Source organism: Halomonas alkalisoli, from assembly GCF_021412585.1.
Classification (GTDB): Bacteria; Pseudomonadota; Gammaproteobacteria; order Pseudomonadales; family Halomonadaceae; genus Halomonas; species Halomonas alkalisoli.
On sequence record NZ_JAKCMI010000023.1, the window covers coordinates 238,290 to 254,869 of the forward strand.

Here is a 16,580-nt window from a genome sequence, read left to right on the forward strand (position 1 = left end):
ATGAGACGACAGGAGCCGCCCGTCACCGCCGTGCAACAGGAGGCCCGCCGCCGGCGCTGGCGACGCCTGCCGCTGACCCTGCTCGTCCTGGCCGTGGTGGCGGCCGGCCTGCTGGCCCTGGCGATCGGCGTGCCGACTGTGTGGCGCTATAGTGGCGAGTCGGTGCGTCACTACGCCGACCCGGAGACCCACTTTCGGCATGGCTCCATCGGCAGCGAGGTCAGCGGCCTGCCGGTGCGACTGTGGCGGGTACTGCCGAGCCTGTTTCCGGAAGTCTTCGACGATCGGCACTACGAGGTATTCGGTTTTCTCTACGCGCCGGGCGATGAGGCGAGCCGTGGGGATCTGCCCATCGGCGTCGGAACCCGTGAGATGCGCGGCGTGGACGTCGCCTGGTTCAACTGTGCGCTCTGCCACGTGGGGACGGTCCGCGAGTCGCCCGATGCGCCCCCGCGACAGATCTCCGGCATGCCGTCCAACAACCTGGACCTCTACGCTTTCATCGGCTTTTTGCTGGAGATCGCCGATGACCCGCGGCTGGCGCCGGACAGCGTTCTGGCGGCCATGGACGAGCAGGGGCAGTCGCTGGGCTGGATCGAACGGCGGGTGTGGCGCTATGCGGTCCTGCCCCGGGTGCGCGAGGGGCTGCTGGAGACCCGGGCGATGCTCGCGCCGCTGCTGGCCGAGCAGCCGCCCTGGGGGCCGGGGCGCGTGGATACCTTTAATCCCTACAAGCTGCTCCAGTTCGGCATGAGCGCGGCAGCGCTGGACGAGGCGGAGCGGATCGGCACCAGCGATTTCCCCGCCGTCTTCCTGCAGCGCCCCCGTCAGGGCATGGATCTGCACTGGGATGGCAACAACGCCTCGCTGCAGGAGCGCAACCTGAGCGCCGCCATCGGGGCCGGAGTGACCGAGGAGAGCGTTGATCACCGAGGTATCGAGCGGGTGGCCGACTGGCTGCTGGACCTCGAGCCGCCGCCCAGCCCCTATCGCCCCGATCCCGAGGGGGTGGCAGCCGGCAAGCCGCTCTACATGCGTCACTGTGCCGACTGTCACGGCTACCAGGAGGGCGAGCGCTACGTCTTCGAAGGGGAGCGCCTCGGCCAGGTGGTGCCCAATGAGCAGTTGGGCGTCGATCCGGCCCGGCTCGACAGCTACACCGAGACCCTGCAGCGCTATCAGCTGACCCTGTTCGAGGACGACGAGCGCTATCGCTTCCGGCACTTCCGCAAGACCGATGGCTACGCCAACCTGCCCCTCGACGGCCTCTGGCTGCGGGCGCCTTACCTGCACAACGGCGCCGTGCCGACCCTCTACGACCTGCTGCTGCCGCCGGCGGAGCGCCCCCAAGCCTTCGTGCGCGGGCTGGACGTGCTGGATGAGGAGAAGGGCGGTTTCGTGGCGCCCGACTGCACGCCCGGCGAGCCCCTGGAAGAGGGCTTCTGCTTCGACACCAGCCAGCCCGGCAACGGCCGCCAGGGGCATGCCTACGGGACCGAGCTGACGGCGCAGGAGCGCTCGGACTTGCTCGACTATCTATTGACCTTTTGAGACAACCGGCCCGGGAGCACTGAAATGCAGACCTCAAACGATGTGTTCGCGACCTATCGGCGGGTGATGACGGTGGGGATCGCCCTCAATGTGCTGCTGGGCCTGTGGCTGTGGCTATGGCCGGTTAGCCTGCTGGGCGTGATGGGCGCCGACCTGCCGTACCCGCTGACCTGGGTGCGCTACGCCGGCCTGGCCATGATCGTGGTTGGACTGCTCTACCTGCCGGCTGCCCTGGCACCGCTGCACAATCGACTGGTGGGGCTGCTGTCGATTCTGTTTCGTAGTCTTTTCGCGCTGTTCTTCCTGTTCGCCACAGGCTTTCTTTGGCTGCCGGCGCTGTTCGAGGCGGTGTTCGCCGTGCTGCAGGGCGTGACCTTCTGGCGGGCCTGGCGCGGCGACCTGATGGCCAAGCCCTGACGCAGGGGGTCGGCGAAAGGCACCCGTCGTTTACCTATCGGTCATTTCAGATTTTTCTGCTATAACTAGGCCTATAGACTAAAAATGGTGACGGGATGTCATTGACTGGCTTGCTGTCGATAACTCGACGGTATGCGCTCGCAGGGATACTGGCCGGGCTGTCGACGACAGCGGCTGGCAGCGTAGAGGGTTCAGCGTCGGTGCCTGCCTTGGGATGGGCGGTGCTCGCTATTGTAGCCATTGCATGCATGGCGTTGGCGGCAGTGGGCGGTGCCTGGTGGGACCGTCGCAGAGGAGGGCGGGAGCGCGCTGACTCGTCGGCCGACAAGGCAGGGCTGGCCAATGATTCAGATGACATGGTCTCTTTGCCATGTGGTATTTCCACGGATATCACCGAGTGCCATGCGATCCAGGAGAGCAACTATCGCCTGACCTTCTATGATCCGCTGACCGGCCTGCCCAACAGGCGCCTGATGCTCGATCGCCTGGAAATGGTGGTCAAGGGGTCCCGGCGTACGGATCGCTATGCGGCGCTGATGTTCATCGATCTGGATAACTTCAAACTGGTCAACGACACCCAGGGGCTCTATCAGGGCGATCACCTTCTGCGTCACGTCGCCAAGCACCTGTCGAGTGTGGTGCGGGAGAGCGATACCCTGGCCCGCCTGGGGGGGGATGAATTCGTCCTGCTGATCCATGACCTGGCTCCCAACCAGGAGCAGGCGGCTCATGCTGCCGAGGGCGTGGCCAAGAAGCTGTTGACTTGTATTCTGGAAGCCCAGCAGGATCAGGAGCAGGTCCTGACCCTGCCGATTACCGGCAGTATCGGCGTCACGCTGTTTGCCGATGGCGAGATCAGCGTGGAGAGTGCCATGCAGCAGGCCGACATGGCGCTGCAGCAGGCCAAGGGGGCGGGGGGCAATACCCTGCGTTTCTTCAATGCCAAGATGCAGGCCACGGTGATGGCGCGAGTCCATCTGGAAGCCGACCTGCATCAGGCGCTGGCTCGGGATGAGTTTCGCCTGCATTACCAGGTGCAGGTCGACGCCCGGTCCCGCGTCACCGGGGTCGAGGCGCTGATTCGCTGGGAGCATCCCCAGCGTGGCATGGTGTCGCCCGGCATGTTCATTCCCCTGGCGGAAAAGAATCGCCTGATTCTGCCGATCGGCTACTGGGTCCTCGAAACCGCATGCCGGCAGTTGGCTGCCTGGGCGCGGGAGCCGGAATGGGAGAGGTTGAGCATCGCCGTCAATGTCAGTTCCGTGCAGTTCCACCAGCCGGACTTCGTGGCGAGGCTGCAGCAGATACTGGAGGAGACGGCGGCCAACCCGCACCGGCTGACGCTGGAAGTGACCGAAAGCCTGTTGATGGATGATCACCAGCGGGTACGCACTATCATGCTGCGTCTCAATCAGCTCGGCATCCGTTTCGCCCTGGACGACTTCGGTACCGGCTACTCTTCACTGAACTATCTCAAGCGGTTGCCGCTGGACGAGTTGAAGATCGACCAAGCCTTCGTCAATGGCGTGCTCGACGACCCGGTGGATGCGGCTATCGTCCAGGCCACCATCACCCTGGCGGCGAGCCTTGGCCTCGACGTGACCGCGGAAGGGGTGGAGACCGAGGCGCAGCACCAATGGCTCCGAGCGCACGGCTGTGAAGCCTTTCAGGGCTATCTCTTCGGCAGGCCGCAGCCGGTGACGGAGCTGCAGGTCGATCAGCTTTCCTGTATCTACGATACGTGAGAGTGCATCGGTCGGCTTTCCCTCCGGCTCCCTGTCTGGGGTAAGCTATGTCACATGCCAGACATTAGGCACTGTCTGAAAAGTCGACGAGCGATGGTCAGACAAGGCAAAAATCAGTGAAAAGACGGAGTTTACGGTGTGTAAATGAGTAGTTTGAGCTGATTTTTAACGCAGTATGGCCGAGCGCAGACAGTTTTCGGACAATGCCTAGCGGCGGCCAGTCTTCCGCTACCGCCCTTCACTAAACCACCGGAGAGTCTTCATGCCCTTTCGTTCCCTGCTTGCCGCCGCCGTGCTGATGCTGCCGCTGACCGCCGTGGCAGAGTCACCGAATATCGTACCCGGCCAGTGGCAGTTCACCAGCACCACCTCGGTCAAAGGCGACATGCCGATTCCCGACCAGACCGAGAGCCATCAGGAGTGCATCGTGCAGGGCGACCTCGACGATGCCGACTTCCAGTTCCTCGAAGTGGAAGAGGGGTGTGAGCTGCTGGATCACAACGTGTCCGCAGACGGTGTCGACTACAAGATGGTGTGTCACGCCGATGGTGGCCAGGCCGATATCGATGGCCGGATGGATTTCCTGGGCGAGCGCGTGGAAGGCAACGTCAATATCCAGACCGACTCGCCGATGGGTGAGATGGTCATGGACACGACGATCGAAGGCGAGCGGCTCGGCGATTGCTGAGCGGCTGACAGCCGCGGGAAGCGCGAAGGCAGTGTCGTGGTGCCCCTTGTGGTACTCAATCGGTCGCCTCTCTGCGACACGGCCATCCATGGACGAGAATCGCCCATCGGGAGGTCCCGACGGGCGATGAGTCTTGCTGGCTTTGCTGCGTGAGGCCGCCTCCTTGCGTCTGGTAATAGCTGGGCGCTTATTCATTCAGCTTGATTCACCGGCGCTCGTCACCACGATATCGTCCTTGGTGGGGCCCAGCAGGCCGAGCAATTCTTCCTTTTCACCTTCCGGTACCTCGAGTGAATCGAGGGTATCGATGAACAGCTCCACCATACGATCCCACTCCTGCTCGGAGACGTTGAGTCCGTCGTGTGCCTCCGCCAGGCTCAGCCCAGTGTACTGGCAGGGGCCGCCGGTGATCTCGCAGACCAGGGCCGTCACCTGAAACTTGATATAGGGTGCGGCTTCCGGGGTCTTCTTCTCTTCGACGGCGGGGTTGGCAAGAATCACCGGGTCCTGAATGAAATCATCGACGAAGTTGTTGACGGCCAGCGAGATGGCCGGCAGTCCGCCGAGACGTTCATACAGGGGTGGGTCATCCGCGGAGACAGGGTTGGCATTGATGAGGATCAAGAGGGCGAGAGCTGCGCCGAGCACCTGGCTGCGGTTGGTTATTGACGTTGTCATGGGTCTTCTCCCATAGATCTGGATCCTGCGTTATTCAGGATAGCGTCGGGAGTGACACCTCGCCCTGGCTACAAGATCAATTAATGCCCCTGGATGGAATCACTTATGCTCGCAGGTTGGCTGGGGTAAGTCGGGCGAATAGCAACATGCCATTACATTGACCGGGAGCCTTCTCATGCTGAGGGGCTGGTAGTTGCGGGAAGCTCGAAGGCCACCCCGGGGTGGCCTTCGTCGTTCATGCCTTCTGACTGTCGGTGCCGTCCTGATGGCGAGTTCCGTCGCTTCGGTCGGCCGGGCCGGAGGTCATCTCCGCTTCCAGACGGCGTTTCACATCGCCGGGGGAGCCGGTATGGCGTGCCAGCAGGTCGTAGGCCACCGGTACCACGAACAGCGTGAACAGGGTGGCGGCGGCGACGCCGGAAAGAATCACCGTGCCGATCACCATGCGCGACTCGGCACCGGCACCGCTGGAGACGATCAGCGGGATCGAACCGGCCATGGTGGTCACCGCCGTCATCAGGATCGGCCGCAGCCGCGTCACCGCGGCGTCGAGCAGGGCGTCGCGGAAGGCCAGGCCCTCGTCGCGCAGCTGGTTGGCGAACTCCACGATCAGGATGCCGTTCTTGGCCGCCAGGCCGATCAGCATCACCAGGCCTACCTGGCTGTAGATGTTGAGCGACTGGCCGGTGACGTACAGCCCCAGCATGGCGCCGCTCATGGCCAGAGGCACCGTAAGCATGATCACGAAGGGGTGGATGAAGCTCTCGAACTGGGCGGCCAGGACCAGGAACACCACCAGCGCACCCAGGATCAGCAGGAAGGTGGTGGCACCGCTGGCCTGGCGGAAGTCGCGGGAGGCGCCGCTGACGTCGGTCTGGGCCTGCCCGGGCAGCACCTCGGCGGCGGCGGCTTCCAGGTAGTCCAGGGCTTCACCCAGGGAGTAGCCGTCGGCCAGGTTGGCTTCGATGGTGATGGCGCGCAGCCGGTTGAAGCGGTTCAGGGTGCTGGCACCGGCGAAATCGGAGAAGCTCACCAGGCTGGCCAGGGGAATCAGCTCGCCCGAGCGCGCCGAGCGCACCTGGATGTTGTCCAGCGCACGGGGGCTGGCCTGGCTGCCCCGGTCGCCCTCGACGATGACGTCGTACTCCTGGCCGGCGTCCAGATAGCGCGTCACGTTGCGCCCACCCAGCAGCACCTCGAGGGTGCGGCCGATCTCGGTGACGGTGACGCCCAGGTCTGCCGCGCGGGAATAGTCGATATCGACGCGCAGCTGCGGCTGGGTCTCGCGATAGTCGCTGTCCAGCCCGATCAGCCTCGGGTTGTCCTCGCGGATATGATCCATCAGGGTGTCGCGCCACTCGGCAAGCTCTTCGTAGGTGCCGCCGCCCAGCACGAACTCCACCGGCTTGCTGATGCGCTGGCCGAAGCCCTGGCGCATCACCGGGAAGGCCTGCACGCCGGGCAGGTCGCCCAGTTCCCGGCGAACCTCGTCCATGATCGACCAGGCATCGCGACGCTCGCCCCAGGGGGCCATGCTGATGATAGCGAAGCCGTTGTTGAAATTCTCGATGTTGCCGAAGCCGCGCGGGGCGCGAACCACCACTCGCTCGAGCTCGCCGCTCTCCAGCATGGGGTCGAGCCGGACTTCGATCTCATCCATGTAGTCCATGATGTAGTCGAAGGTGGCCCCCTCCGGGCCGTTGACCAGGATGATGAAGCTGCCGCGATCCTCCTGCGGGGTGTATTCGCTGGGCAGCAGGTCGGCGAGCCAGACGGTGGCCGCAATCAGCGCCACGAATACCGCCAGCACCGCGGCACGCGCCCTGAGTACCCAGATCAGCAGGGTGCGATAGATGCGCTGGGTGAATTCCAGCAGCCACTGAACCGCCAGGGCGATGCGGCCCTCGTGCATCGAAGGCTTGAGAATCTTCGAGGCCATCATCGGGGTCAGGGAGAGCGCCAGCACGCTGGAGATGGCCACGGCGGCGGCCATGGTCAAGGCGAACTCGGTGAACAGCCGGCCGACGTTGCCCTGCAGGAAACCTAGCGGCACGAACACGGCGATCAGCACCAGCGTGGTGGCAATGACCGCAAAGGCGATCTGGCGGGTGCCGCGGAAGGCCGCTACCAGCGGGGTCTCGCCGTAGTCGTGCATGCGCCGGTGAATGTTCTCCAGCACCACGATGGCGTCATCGACGATCAGGCCGATGGCCAGCACCAGGGCGAGCAGGGTCAGCAGGTTGATCGAGAAGCCCATCAGGGCCAGCGCCATGAAGGCACCGACCATCGCCACCGGCACCGTTACCGCGGGTATCAGGGTGGTGCGCACGTTGCCCAGGAACAGGAAGATCACCACGACGACCAGGCCCATGGCGATGAAGAGCGTGATCACCACCTGCTTGATGGCACCGGAAACGAAGACCGAGGCATCGTAGTTGAGGGCGAGCGACATGCCCTGGGGCAGGCTGTCCTGCACCCGCGCCAGCTCCGCCTGCACGCCCTCGGAGACCTCCAGCACGTTGGCGGTGGACTGCTTCATGATCCCCAGGCCCACCATCGGCACGCCGTTGGCGCGGAAGATCGAGCGATCCTCCACCGAGCCGATTTCCACTCTCGCCACATCGCCCAGGCGCACCAGGTAGCCATCGGGGCTCTGGGTCAGCGCCAGGCGCTCGAAATCATCGGGCTGGTTGAAAGTGCGTGGCAGGCGCACCATGAACTGCCGGTCGCGGGACTCGATCGACCCGGCCGGCAATTCCACGTTCTCGGCACGCAGGGCGCTTTCCACATCGCCCACGGTGAGGTTGCGGGCCGCCAGCGCGTTGCGGTCGAGCCACACCCGCATGGCGTACTCCCGTCCGCCCCCCACGCGTACCCTTGCCACGCCGGGCTGTACCGAGAAGCCGTCCACCAGATAGCGGTCGGCATAGTCGGTGAGCTCGGGAATCGTGTAGTCGTCGCCGGAGAGGGAGAGCCACAGCACCACCTCCTCGCTGGAATCGGCCTTCTGCACTTCCGGCGGGTCGGCTTCGTCTGGTAGGTTGCGCAGGGCACCGGAGATGCGGTCGCGCACGTCGTTGGCGGCGGCATCGATGTCCATGTCCAGGCGGAACTCGATATTGATTCGTGAACGACCGTCCTGGCTGGAGGAGGTGATCAACTGAATGCCCTCGACCCCGGCGATGCGGTCCTCCAGCAGCTGGGTGATCCGGGTCTCCACCACGTTGGCCGAGGCACCGGCGTAGCGGGTGTCGATGCTGACCACCGGTGGGTCGATGGAGGGGTACTCCTGCAGCGGCAGGCGCTGCATGGCCAGCAGGCCGAAGGCGACGATCAGCAGTGCCAGTACCGTGGCCATCACCGGGCGCTGGACGGAGAGGTCCGAGAGCCGCATCAGGTGCTTTCCTCACTGCGGTTCTGCTCGAGTATCTTGCGGATCGTGGCCTCGTCGTCGGCGATGCCCAGCAGCCTCACGCTGTCGCCCTCCCGGGCGCGCTGCAGTCCATGGTTGACCACCAGCTCACCCTCGGCCAGGCCTTCGAGTATCTCGACCTGGCCGGTGCGGCGCTCTCCCACGGTGACCCGGCGGCGTTCGAGCCGGTTACCGTCGGCTTCATCGATCACCATCACATACTGCCGGTCACCGCTGGGAACGAGTACCGATTCGGGCGCCACCACGGCCTGCCGGGGGCTGCGCTGCACCACGACCTCCATCAGCATGCCCGGGCGCAGCCGAAGCTCGGGATTAGCCAGCTCGGCGCGAACGCTGACGCTGCGGCTGACCGGGTCGACCCGCGAGCCGACACTGGCCACTTCGCCCTCGAAGACATCGTCGGGAAAGGCAGCGCTGTGCGCGGTCAGCGGCAGGCCGGGCTCGAGGATCGCCAGAAAGACCTCGGGCACGTTGAAGTCGAGCTTCATCACGTCGGTCTTGTCCAGGGTCACCAGCTGGGTCCCGGGGGTGACCAGGCTGCCCACGCTGATGTTGCGAAAGCCCACCCGGCCGTCGAAGGGGGCGCGCAGCTGGTAGTTGGTCAGGCGCGCCTCCAGCCCCTGGATCTCGGCTTCCACCTGGCGCAGCCGTGCCTGGCTGTCCTCCACGTCGGCGCGTGGGGCCATGTTGCGTTCCTGCAGCTGGGTGAGCCGGTTGACCGCACTGCGTCGTTCGTCGCGCTGGGCCTGGGCGGCACGTAGCTGTGCCTGCTGCTCGCCATCCTCCAGGCGGATCAGCAGCTGGCCGGCTTCCACCAGGTCACCGTCGCTGAAATTGAGCTCGGCGACGATCTCGGTAACGGTGGCGGACAGGGTGACGCTCTCGTCGGCGCGCAGGGTGCCCAGTGCCTCGAGGGGGTCGGACCAGGGCTCCAGCGTCACGCGGGAGGCGATCACCGCGGTGCGCTCCTGGGCGGCAAGCGGCAGGCTCAGCAAAAGCAGGGCGAGTGATAGCAGCAACAACGATGGCAGCAACAACACAGTGTCGCGCCACGTGGGGGGCTTGAGGCGTGAAATCGTGTTCATCGGGGCTCTTGTGGCGAATCGGACGATGCATGACTGAGAGACGCCCCAATCCTTTGGGGCACCGTTGATAATACTAGCCACGCGGCTTGGCAGAAGTGTGACAACAATTCACAAGTTCCACGCAGTGACGTTAATTGTACATAGATTGTACAAAAAGAGAAGCGATGCGCGTTGGCTGGGGGAGCCACGCTTCTGCATTCGACGAGCCGGCAAGGGCTCGGTTCAACGATAAGGTCATCTCGCTGCCCCAGCGACTCACCATTGGCCTCGCTGCTGTCTCCAGCTTGCAGCTTGCAGCCCCCACTCCGCTGCTTTCGGCACACTCCTTCAGTTTTCTTCAAGCCGCTGCAAGATACTCCTAGTCTTCTGCAAGATACTTCAAGCATTAACACTTGGTAACGTCAATGCTGATTCCCGAGAGCCGGGGCCAGAGGCGCCGGTTACCGACAACAGCAGGCTTGAAAAAGACAAACAGACGGAGATGCAATCATGAGCAAGCTGATGCAGGGTATCGAGCGTTTCTGGAAAGAAGAAGAGGGCACCGAGGTGGTGGAATGGGCGATGTTGGCTGCCTTACTTGTTGCGGTGGGTACTGTAATTATGGTCACGATAGGTGATGCGGCACTGGCAAGACTAACTGCACTTGCAGGTATGCTTGCGTAAGGGTAAATAATAGTCAATTTTCGCCGACAAGGAAGTCGGCGATGCACTCTTCCATTGGAAGATTATTTCTCAGGAAATAATATGTTAAATACCGTTTGCTTAATGCTGGTATGGTGCGCAGCAGCCTGGGATCTACGCACGCGGCGGATACCTAACCGCCTTATTCTGGCCGGGGCCGCCGTCGGGCTGCTGCTGCAGGGAGTGCTGGCAGGCCCAAGCGGTATCCTGGCCGCCACTCTTGGTCTACTGGTGGGGCTGGCGATCCTGATGCCCGGCTATCTGATGGGCTTTACCGGCGCGGGGGACGCCAAGCTGATGGCGTCGATTGGCACCTTGCTGGGACCGTTGGGTGTTTTGCAAGTGGCAATAGTCAGTATGCTTGTTGGCGGTATCGTTGGAATATGCTTCGTTGCTTCGTCGATATTAAGTCGAGATGCTATTTCGCCATGGAGCCGATACGGATTGATGGCAAAGACGCTGTTATATACTGGAAAGCCACTGTACATTGCCCCTGATAAGGGCGAAGTAATGGGCAAAAAGTTTCCCTTTGCGGTGTCGATTGCGATCGGAGGAACGGGCTGGATTATCTGGCAATGGTCGCTGGTGGTGGGATAGGCGTGGTGGGATAGGACGGTCGAATTTTTATAGATTCGATCAAGAAGATAGCGGTTATTGCCAGATAATTCAGGTGTTTTTATTAGTTTTGTAACGAAACATTAAGCGGGGTTCGCCATGCCTATCGAAGCCACCGAGTCCAGTTCAGCCAGCGCCGGCCAGCGGACAGCGGCCATCGCCGTGCCGCGCCCCGGCACGGTGGCGGAAACCGGGCTCCCGGCGCTCTACCTGGGCGACCTGCTGGTCAAGCAGCTCTTCGAGCAGGGCGTGCTGGACTTGCACCAACTGAGCGGTGGTGCGGCCCTGGCCGGCAGCGTGGTCGAGGAGGTGTGTCGCTTCCTTCGCGACGAGGGGCGGGTAGAGGTGCGCGGCCAGGGCGATGGCGGGGCGCTGCGTTTCGGGTTGACCGACCGTGGCCGCGCCTCGGCGCTGGAAGCGCTGAACCGCGACGGTTACAGCGGCAAGGCGCCGGTCACCCTGGAGCAGTACCAGCAGCGGGTCGAGGCCCAGGCGCTCAGCGACGTGGCGATTCGACGCGACACGGTCACGGAGGCCTTCGCCGATACGGTGATCGACCCCGCGCTGCTCGACCAACTGGGGCCGGGGCTGCACTCCGGCCGGGCCATGTTCATCCACGGCGAGGCGGGCACCGGCAAGAGCTATATCGCCCGGCGCCTGACACGGCTGCTGGAGGGCGAGGTGCTGATCCCCCATGCCATCCTGGTCGGAGGCAAGGCGGTGCGCTGCTTCGACCCGGCCGTACACCAGGCTGTGGAGGCGACCGAGCAGGACGCCGTGCTCTCGGCGCTCTACCTGGGGCAGGGCCACGATCCGCGCTTTGTGCGCTGCCGGCGGCCCTGCGTGGTCACCGGTGGCGAGCTGACCATGGAGCGGCTCGAGATCCAGTACGATATGGCGACCCATATCCATCAGGCCCCCGTCCAGCTGCTGGCCAATAACGGCATGCTGGTGATCGACGACCTGGGCCGCCAGCGCATGTCGCCCACCGAGCTGTTCAACCGCTGGATCGTGCCGTTGGAAGAGCGGCGCGATTTCCTGGCGCTCTCCAACGGCTACCACTTCAGCGTGCCCTTCGATGTGGCCCTGGTCTTCTCCACCAACCTCGACCCGCTCTCCCTGGCCGATGCCGCCTTTCTTCGCCGCATCGGCTACAAGATCCGCTTCTCACCCCTGGATCGCGAGGCCTATCGAGCCATCTGGGCCCAGCAGTGCCAGGCGCAGGGGCTGCCGTTCGAAGGGGCGCTGGTCGATTTCGTGATTGACGAGCTGCATGCCCGCTACAACGTACCGCTGCTGGCCTGCCACCCCCGCGATCTGCTGAGCCTGGCGCTGGATCAGTTGAGCTACCGGGGTGAAACCACCCCTGACCGCGAGACCCTGAACTGGGCCTGGCAAACCTACTTCGGCGATTTTACCGACGGTGACGCTGCCGTGCATGGGAGGGAAGGATCATGAAACGCAAAGGTATCTTCGCGATGTTCGCGATTTCACTCTTCATGGCCCTGAGCGCCGCCCTGGTGGCCATGAGCTGGCTGCAGGAGCAGGGGGGCGAGCGAAACGCCTTGTCCGAAACCAGCGAGGTGGTGGTGGCGGCGATGCAGATTCCCTTCGGTACCACGGTGCAGGCGTCCGATCTCAAGGTGATGCAGCTGCCGCCCGAGTCGGTGCCACCGGGCAGCTTCAACGATCTCGACAGCGTCGTGGGGCGTGTCAGCAACCAGATTATCTATTCCGGTGAGATCCTCCACGAGGGGCGGGTGGCCGAACACTTGGGCGGCAGTGCCCTGGCGGCGCTGCTGGACCACGGCAAGCGCGCGATGAGCGTGCGGGTCGACGACGTGGTGGGCGTGGCGGGCTTCCTGCTGCCCGGCAACCGGGTCGACGTGGTTTCCACACAGCGCAACAACAACGGCAACCGCAACAGCGTCGCGTCGGAAACGATCCTGCGCAACATCAAGGTGCTGGCGGTGGACCAGATCGCCTCCCAGGAGCGTGACGGCCCGGTGATCGTGCGCGCGGTCACTCTCGAGGTGGACCCGCGCCAGGCCGAGACCCTGGTCCAGGCCACTCAGGAGGGCAAGGTACAGCTCACCCTGCGCAATCCCCTGGACCAGGAGGACGAGAATGACGTCATGACGGCCCAGCGCTCGGTGCTCAACCTGCCGGAAATCCAGCCGCGGCAACAAGCCAGGCCGGCGCCGGCACCCGCGGCACCGGTACAGCGTCAGGTCCATGTGATTCGTGGCACCCAGGTCAGCACCGTCAATGTACGCAACTGACGGCGGTCTTGGGCAAGGGAGCAGTAACAACGGAAAAGAACGGAAAAGAACAGGGTAAGGCTAATGAAAACACCTTACCAAGCAGGTAACGCGGGGCAAGGGGGAATCAAGATGACCAGACAAGGCGAACAGCGGACACGGCGTGACGGGGGGGCTGCCCGCGGGTGGATGAGCTGCAGGGGGATGAGCGGGATAGTGATGCTGGTCTTGCTGCTTGCGGTGAGCTGGGCCGGGCTGGCTGCGGCCCAGAGCCGGCCCGACCCGGGCAGCAGCCGCAACGTCTCCATGCCCCTGGAGGGGCGCTCGGTGGCGGTGTCCGTGGCGATCAACCAGGGGCAGGTACTGGAGTTTCCCCGGGCGGTTCGGGTGGTATCGGTGGGCAACCCCGAGATTGCCGATATCGTGGTGATGGGCTCTCGCCAGCTCTATGTGCTGGGCAAGTCCACCGGCACCACCAATGTAGTGCTGTGGGACCAGGGGGAGCGAGTCGAGGGTGCGCTCAATGTCACGGTGACCCACGACCTGGAAACGCTCAAGAGTAGCCTGCACCAGCTGCTGCCCGGCGAGAACATTCAGGTGCGCTCGGCCCAGGATGGCATCGTGCTGAGCGGACAGCTCTCCAGCGCCGAGCGGCTGGAAACCGCCCTGCGCTTGGCCAGTCGCTTCGGCGGCGAGGATGCGGTGCTCAACCTGATGCAGGTGGGGGGCGCCCAGCAGGTGATGCTCGACGTCAAGGTGGCGGAGGTCTCCCGCTCCCTGGTCAAGCGCCTGGAGGCCAACTTCAACGTCTTCAACGTGGGCTCTTCGGCATTCCGCGGCGGCGCGGTCAGTGGTGGGGCCAGCTTTCCCGATGCCATATTCGCGGGAGCTGATGGCCTGGGGAGTGCACGCATCCCCGTATTCGGCGGCGGCACCCCCCTTGGCCCGGCGGTCACCGAGTTCGCGCCGGCCACTGCCACCATCGCCGATACCGGGATATTCGCCAGCTACCAGCGTGGCGACTACCTGCTCAACCTGGTGCTGGACGCGGCCAGCCGTGAGGGCGTGGCCAAGATCCTGGCCGAGCCCAACCTGACCACGCTGACCGGCCAGCCGGCCCAGTTCCTGGCCGGTGGCGAGTTTCCCATTCCCGTGCCCCAGGGAAACGGCCAGGTGGCCATCGAGCACAAGGAGTTCGGGGTGGGGCTGGGGTTCCTGCCCACGGTGCTGGACTCCGGCACCATCAACCTCCAGGTGAACGTCGAGGTCTCCGACCTGGTGCCGGTCAACAGCCTTCAGGTGGGAGTCGGCAGTGGCGTGAGTACCCAGTTCTTCGTCCCGGCGCTGGCCAAGCGTAGCGCCAGTTCCACGGTGGAGCTCGCCACCGGCCAGACGATCGCCATCGCCGGCATGCTCAACGAGAGCCTGCGCGAGAACGTCGCCAAGATGCCCGGCCTCGGCGAACTGCCGGTGCTGGGGGTGCTGTTCAGAAGCCAGGAGTTCATCAAGGAGCAGACCGAGCTGGTGATCTTCGTCACCCCGCGGCTGGCGCGCTCCTTTGCCCCGGAGCAGGTGCGCCTGCCCACCGGCTCCTTCGTGCCACCCAGCGACCTGGAGTTCTACCTGCTGGGTAGCTTTCGGTCCCTGGAGGAAGGTGGCGACAACCCGCGCCAGCGGCCGAGCAGCTTCGACCTGGAGCTGATGTCGAGCCGCCCCGATGGCGGCACCGAAGGCCGCTTCGGTCATGATCTCTGACCTTTATCGCCTTGGCGACTTATCAACAGGGGGCGCGTCCATGTTTCCTTTACAACGATCCAGTGCAGGCAGGCTTTACACCATCCACTTTGCTTTGCCGGTCCGGCGGTTCCTCGGGGGGCGTCCATGGCTGACAGCAGCCTTGCTGCTCTTCGCCACGCTTCTGGCGGGCTGCATGGCCCCCCAGCCGGGGGCCGACCTGCCGCCCTATGGCGAGAGCGTGCAGCATACCAAGGCGATGCAGACCTATGAGCCGGGCGATCCGGTGCCGCCGCTACACGGTGCCAAGGCGGCGGAGGCCATGCGCCACTATCGACAGGCACCTGGCGGTAGCCAGGCCCCGGCTTCACTGCCCTGAACGGCCCCAGCCATCGGCAGCAGGCCACGCGGCAATCAGGGTTTTCCATGACAAGCAGGTGACGCAATGCGTAAACGGCTCGAGATATTGCTGGCGGGAAGAACCCGGGATGAACTGGGTGCCCTGGAGTCGCTGCTGAGTAGCCAGGGCGATATCCAGGTCACTTCTCGCCTGATGATCAACGGCAACGTCGATCCCCTGGAAGGGGTGGCACCCCTTCCCGATGCCCTGGTGCTGCTGGTGGGCACCCACTGGGAGGCGGAACTGATGGCCCTGTGCGAGCGACCGGCGGCGGAGCGCCCACCCCTGCTGGTGGTGGGCCCCAAGGGAAACGTGGAGCTGATCCGCCTGGCCATGCGCGCCGGGGCGCGTGATTTCTTCTCGCCACCCATCGACGATGCTGAGATCTTCCACTTCCTGCGCGAGCTGGCCCGGAATCGGCGCGACGACCCGAGCCACGCCGCACGGATAACGGCGGTGATCAATGCCAAAGGGGGCTCCGGGGCCAGCCTGGTGGCCGCCAACCTGGCCCACTGCCTGGCACGGCAGGAGCGGGATACCGTGCTGGTGGATCTCGACGTGCAGTTCGGCTCCTTGCCGCTTTACTTCAACGTGACCCCGGACCATGGCCTGGTTCGGGCACTGGAATCGGCCGACAGCCTGGACGCCCTGGCCATGGAGGCCTACCTGAAATACCACCCCAGCGGGGTGGGGCTGCTGGCCTCCTCGCCGGGGGACCACTTGAGCCTCGGCGAAGTGCCCGAAACCCGCGTCGAACAGCTGCTGGCGGTGCTCTGCCAGAGCCAGGAGGAGGTGGTGGTCGACCTGCCGCGCTGGATCAACGGCGCGACCGCCTGCGTGCTGGAGCGCGCCGAACACGTGCTGGTGGTGATGCAGCAGAGTGTGGCCCACCTGCATGATGCCCAGCGCCTCCGCGACATTCTCGTTCATGAGCTTGGCATGCTGGCTTCCCGGATCAGCGTGGTGGTCAACCGCTACGACAAGCGCAGTGACGTGACTCTCGCGGCGATCGAGGATGCCCTGCCGGGCCTGTCGCTGCAGACGCTGCCCAACGACTTCAAGCGCGCCAGCCACAGCATCAACGTGGGCAGCCCGCTTCACGAAATCGCCCCCCGGGCACCCCTGACTCGACAGATCGAGGAGCTGACCCGGTCGCTTGCGACCCGTCAGGAAGCGGGCGCCGGCCGGGGCAAGAAGCGCTCGCTGCTGGGCTGGGCATTGCCTGGCCGGCACTGATTATCGCCACTTACAACAACCGCTACTAACGAATAGCAGCACCGCTCAAGCGAACC

General features: G+C 64.4%; 14 protein-coding genes. 11 read left to right on the forward strand and 3 right to left on the reverse strand.

Annotated features, from left to right (window positions below):
* The 4 genes from LY622_RS09675 to LY622_RS09690 all read left to right on the forward strand — a co-directional run bounded on the left by LY622_RS09675 (window position 1) and on the right by LY622_RS09690 (window position 4,401).
* Entirely contained in the window at window positions 1–1,551 is a 1,551-nt protein-coding gene (locus LY622_RS09675; RefSeq protein ID WP_234290804.1) for a c-type cytochrome, read from the forward strand.
* A 24-nt stretch (window positions 1,552–1,575) separates the two neighbouring features.
* A complete protein-coding gene (locus LY622_RS09680) occupies window positions 1,576–1,968 on the forward strand; it encodes a hypothetical protein (protein ID WP_234290691.1) in 393 nt (130 codons plus the stop codon).
* Between the two features lie 356 nt (window positions 1,969–2,324).
* Window positions 2,325–3,713 carry a putative bifunctional diguanylate cyclase/phosphodiesterase gene (locus LY622_RS09685; protein WP_234290692.1) on the forward strand — a complete coding sequence of 463 codons (1,389 nt, stop codon included), beginning with the start codon at window positions 2,325–2,327 and terminating at the stop codon, window positions 3,711–3,713.
* Between the two features lie 262 nt (window positions 3,714–3,975).
* Entirely contained in the window at window positions 3,976–4,401 is a 426-nt protein-coding gene (locus tag LY622_RS09690; protein ID WP_234278918.1) for a DUF3617 domain-containing protein, read from the forward strand.
* Window positions 4,402–4,596: 195 nt separating this feature from the next.
* Here LY622_RS09690 and LY622_RS09695 read toward each other — a convergent pair whose 3' ends face one another.
* From LY622_RS09695 to LY622_RS09705, 3 genes are all read right to left on the reverse strand, one after another.
* Window positions 4,597–5,079, reverse strand: a complete 483-nt coding sequence (locus LY622_RS09695; protein WP_234290693.1) for a group I truncated hemoglobin — start codon at window positions 5,077–5,079, stop codon at window positions 4,597–4,599.
* Window positions 5,080–5,314: 235 nt separating this feature from the next.
* Window positions 5,315–8,473 (reverse strand): efflux RND transporter permease subunit, encoded by a 3,159-nt coding sequence (locus tag LY622_RS09700; protein ID WP_234290694.1) that lies wholly within the window; start codon window positions 8,471–8,473, stop codon window positions 5,315–5,317.
* A complete protein-coding gene (locus tag LY622_RS09705; protein WP_234290695.1) occupies window positions 8,473–9,597 on the reverse strand; it encodes an efflux RND transporter periplasmic adaptor subunit in 1,125 nt (374 codons plus the stop codon). Before LY622_RS09705 ends, LY622_RS09700 begins: the two co-directional genes overlap by 1 nt.
* A 489-nt stretch (window positions 9,598–10,086) precedes the next feature.
* On the opposite strand from LY622_RS09705, the gene LY622_RS09710 reads away from it, so the two are divergent.
* The 7 genes from LY622_RS09710 to LY622_RS09740 all read left to right on the forward strand — a co-directional run bounded on the left by LY622_RS09710 (window position 10,087) and on the right by LY622_RS09740 (window position 16,524).
* Entirely contained in the window at window positions 10,087–10,260 is a 174-nt protein-coding gene (locus LY622_RS09710) for a Flp family type IVb pilin (protein ID WP_234290696.1), read from the forward strand.
* 81 nt (window positions 10,261–10,341) lie between these two features.
* Window positions 10,342–10,875 carry an A24 family peptidase gene (locus LY622_RS09715; protein ID WP_234290697.1) on the forward strand — a complete coding sequence of 178 codons (534 nt, stop codon included), beginning with the start codon at window positions 10,342–10,344 and terminating at the stop codon, window positions 10,873–10,875.
* A 117-nt stretch (window positions 10,876–10,992) separates the two neighbouring features.
* On the forward strand, window positions 10,993–12,351 hold the full coding sequence (locus LY622_RS09720) for a DUF8689 domain-containing protein (RefSeq protein ID WP_234290698.1): 1,359 nt from the start codon (window positions 10,993–10,995) through the stop codon (window positions 12,349–12,351).
* Window positions 12,348–13,175: a Flp pilus assembly protein CpaB gene (cpaB, locus tag LY622_RS09725; RefSeq protein WP_234290699.1), complete on the forward strand. Its 828-nt coding sequence runs from the start codon at window positions 12,348–12,350 to the stop codon at window positions 13,173–13,175. Before LY622_RS09720 ends, cpaB begins: the two co-directional genes overlap by 4 nt.
* Window positions 13,176–13,358: 183 nt before the next feature.
* Entirely contained in the window at window positions 13,359–14,909 is a 1,551-nt protein-coding gene (locus LY622_RS09730; protein WP_234290700.1) for a type II and III secretion system protein family protein, read from the forward strand.
* 175 nt (window positions 14,910–15,084) lie between these two features.
* Window positions 15,085–15,267, forward strand: a complete 183-nt coding sequence (locus LY622_RS09735) for a hypothetical protein (protein ID WP_234290701.1) — start codon at window positions 15,085–15,087, stop codon at window positions 15,265–15,267.
* 66 nt (window positions 15,268–15,333) lie between these two features.
* Complete coding sequence (locus LY622_RS09740) at window positions 15,334–16,524, forward strand: CpaE/TadZ family protein (RefSeq protein ID WP_234290702.1); 1,191 nt, start codon at window positions 15,334–15,336, stop codon at window positions 16,522–16,524.
* The last annotated feature ends 56 nt before the right edge of the window (window positions 16,525–16,580 follow it).

Coding starts and splice junctions, on each gene's coding strand:
- LY622_RS09730 (WP_234290700.1), top strand. CDS start 13,359: ATGAGCGGGATAGTGATGCTGGTCTTGCTGCTTGCGGTGAGCTGGGCC.
- LY622_RS09695 (WP_234290693.1), bottom strand. CDS start 5,079: ATGACAACGTCAATAACCAACCGCAGCCAGGTGCTCGGCGCAGCTCTC.
- LY622_RS09735 (WP_234290701.1), top strand. CDS start 15,085: ATGGCCCCCCAGCCGGGGGCCGACCTGCCGCCCTATGGCGAGAGCGTG.
- LY622_RS09690 (WP_234278918.1), top strand. CDS start 3,976: ATGCCCTTTCGTTCCCTGCTTGCCGCCGCCGTGCTGATGCTGCCGCTG.
- LY622_RS09675 (WP_234290804.1), top strand. CDS start 1: ATGAGACGACAGGAGCCGCCCGTCACCGCCGTGCAACAGGAGGCCCGC.
- LY622_RS09705 (WP_234290695.1), bottom strand. CDS start 9,597: ATGAACACGATTTCACGCCTCAAGCCCCCCACGTGGCGCGACACTGTG.
- cpaB (WP_234290699.1), top strand. CDS start 12,348: ATGAAACGCAAAGGTATCTTCGCGATGTTCGCGATTTCACTCTTCATG.
- LY622_RS09740 (WP_234290702.1), top strand. CDS start 15,334: ATGCGTAAACGGCTCGAGATATTGCTGGCGGGAAGAACCCGGGATGAA.
- LY622_RS09680 (WP_234290691.1), top strand. CDS start 1,576: ATGCAGACCTCAAACGATGTGTTCGCGACCTATCGGCGGGTGATGACG.
- LY622_RS09700 (WP_234290694.1), bottom strand. CDS start 8,473: ATGCGGCTCTCGGACCTCTCCGTCCAGCGCCCGGTGATGGCCACGGTA.
- LY622_RS09710 (WP_234290696.1), top strand. CDS start 10,087: ATGAGCAAGCTGATGCAGGGTATCGAGCGTTTCTGGAAAGAAGAAGAG.
- LY622_RS09715 (WP_234290697.1), top strand. CDS start 10,342: ATGTTAAATACCGTTTGCTTAATGCTGGTATGGTGCGCAGCAGCCTGG.
- LY622_RS09720 (WP_234290698.1), top strand. CDS start 10,993: ATGCCTATCGAAGCCACCGAGTCCAGTTCAGCCAGCGCCGGCCAGCGG.
- LY622_RS09685 (WP_234290692.1), top strand. CDS start 2,325: ATGGTCTCTTTGCCATGTGGTATTTCCACGGATATCACCGAGTGCCAT.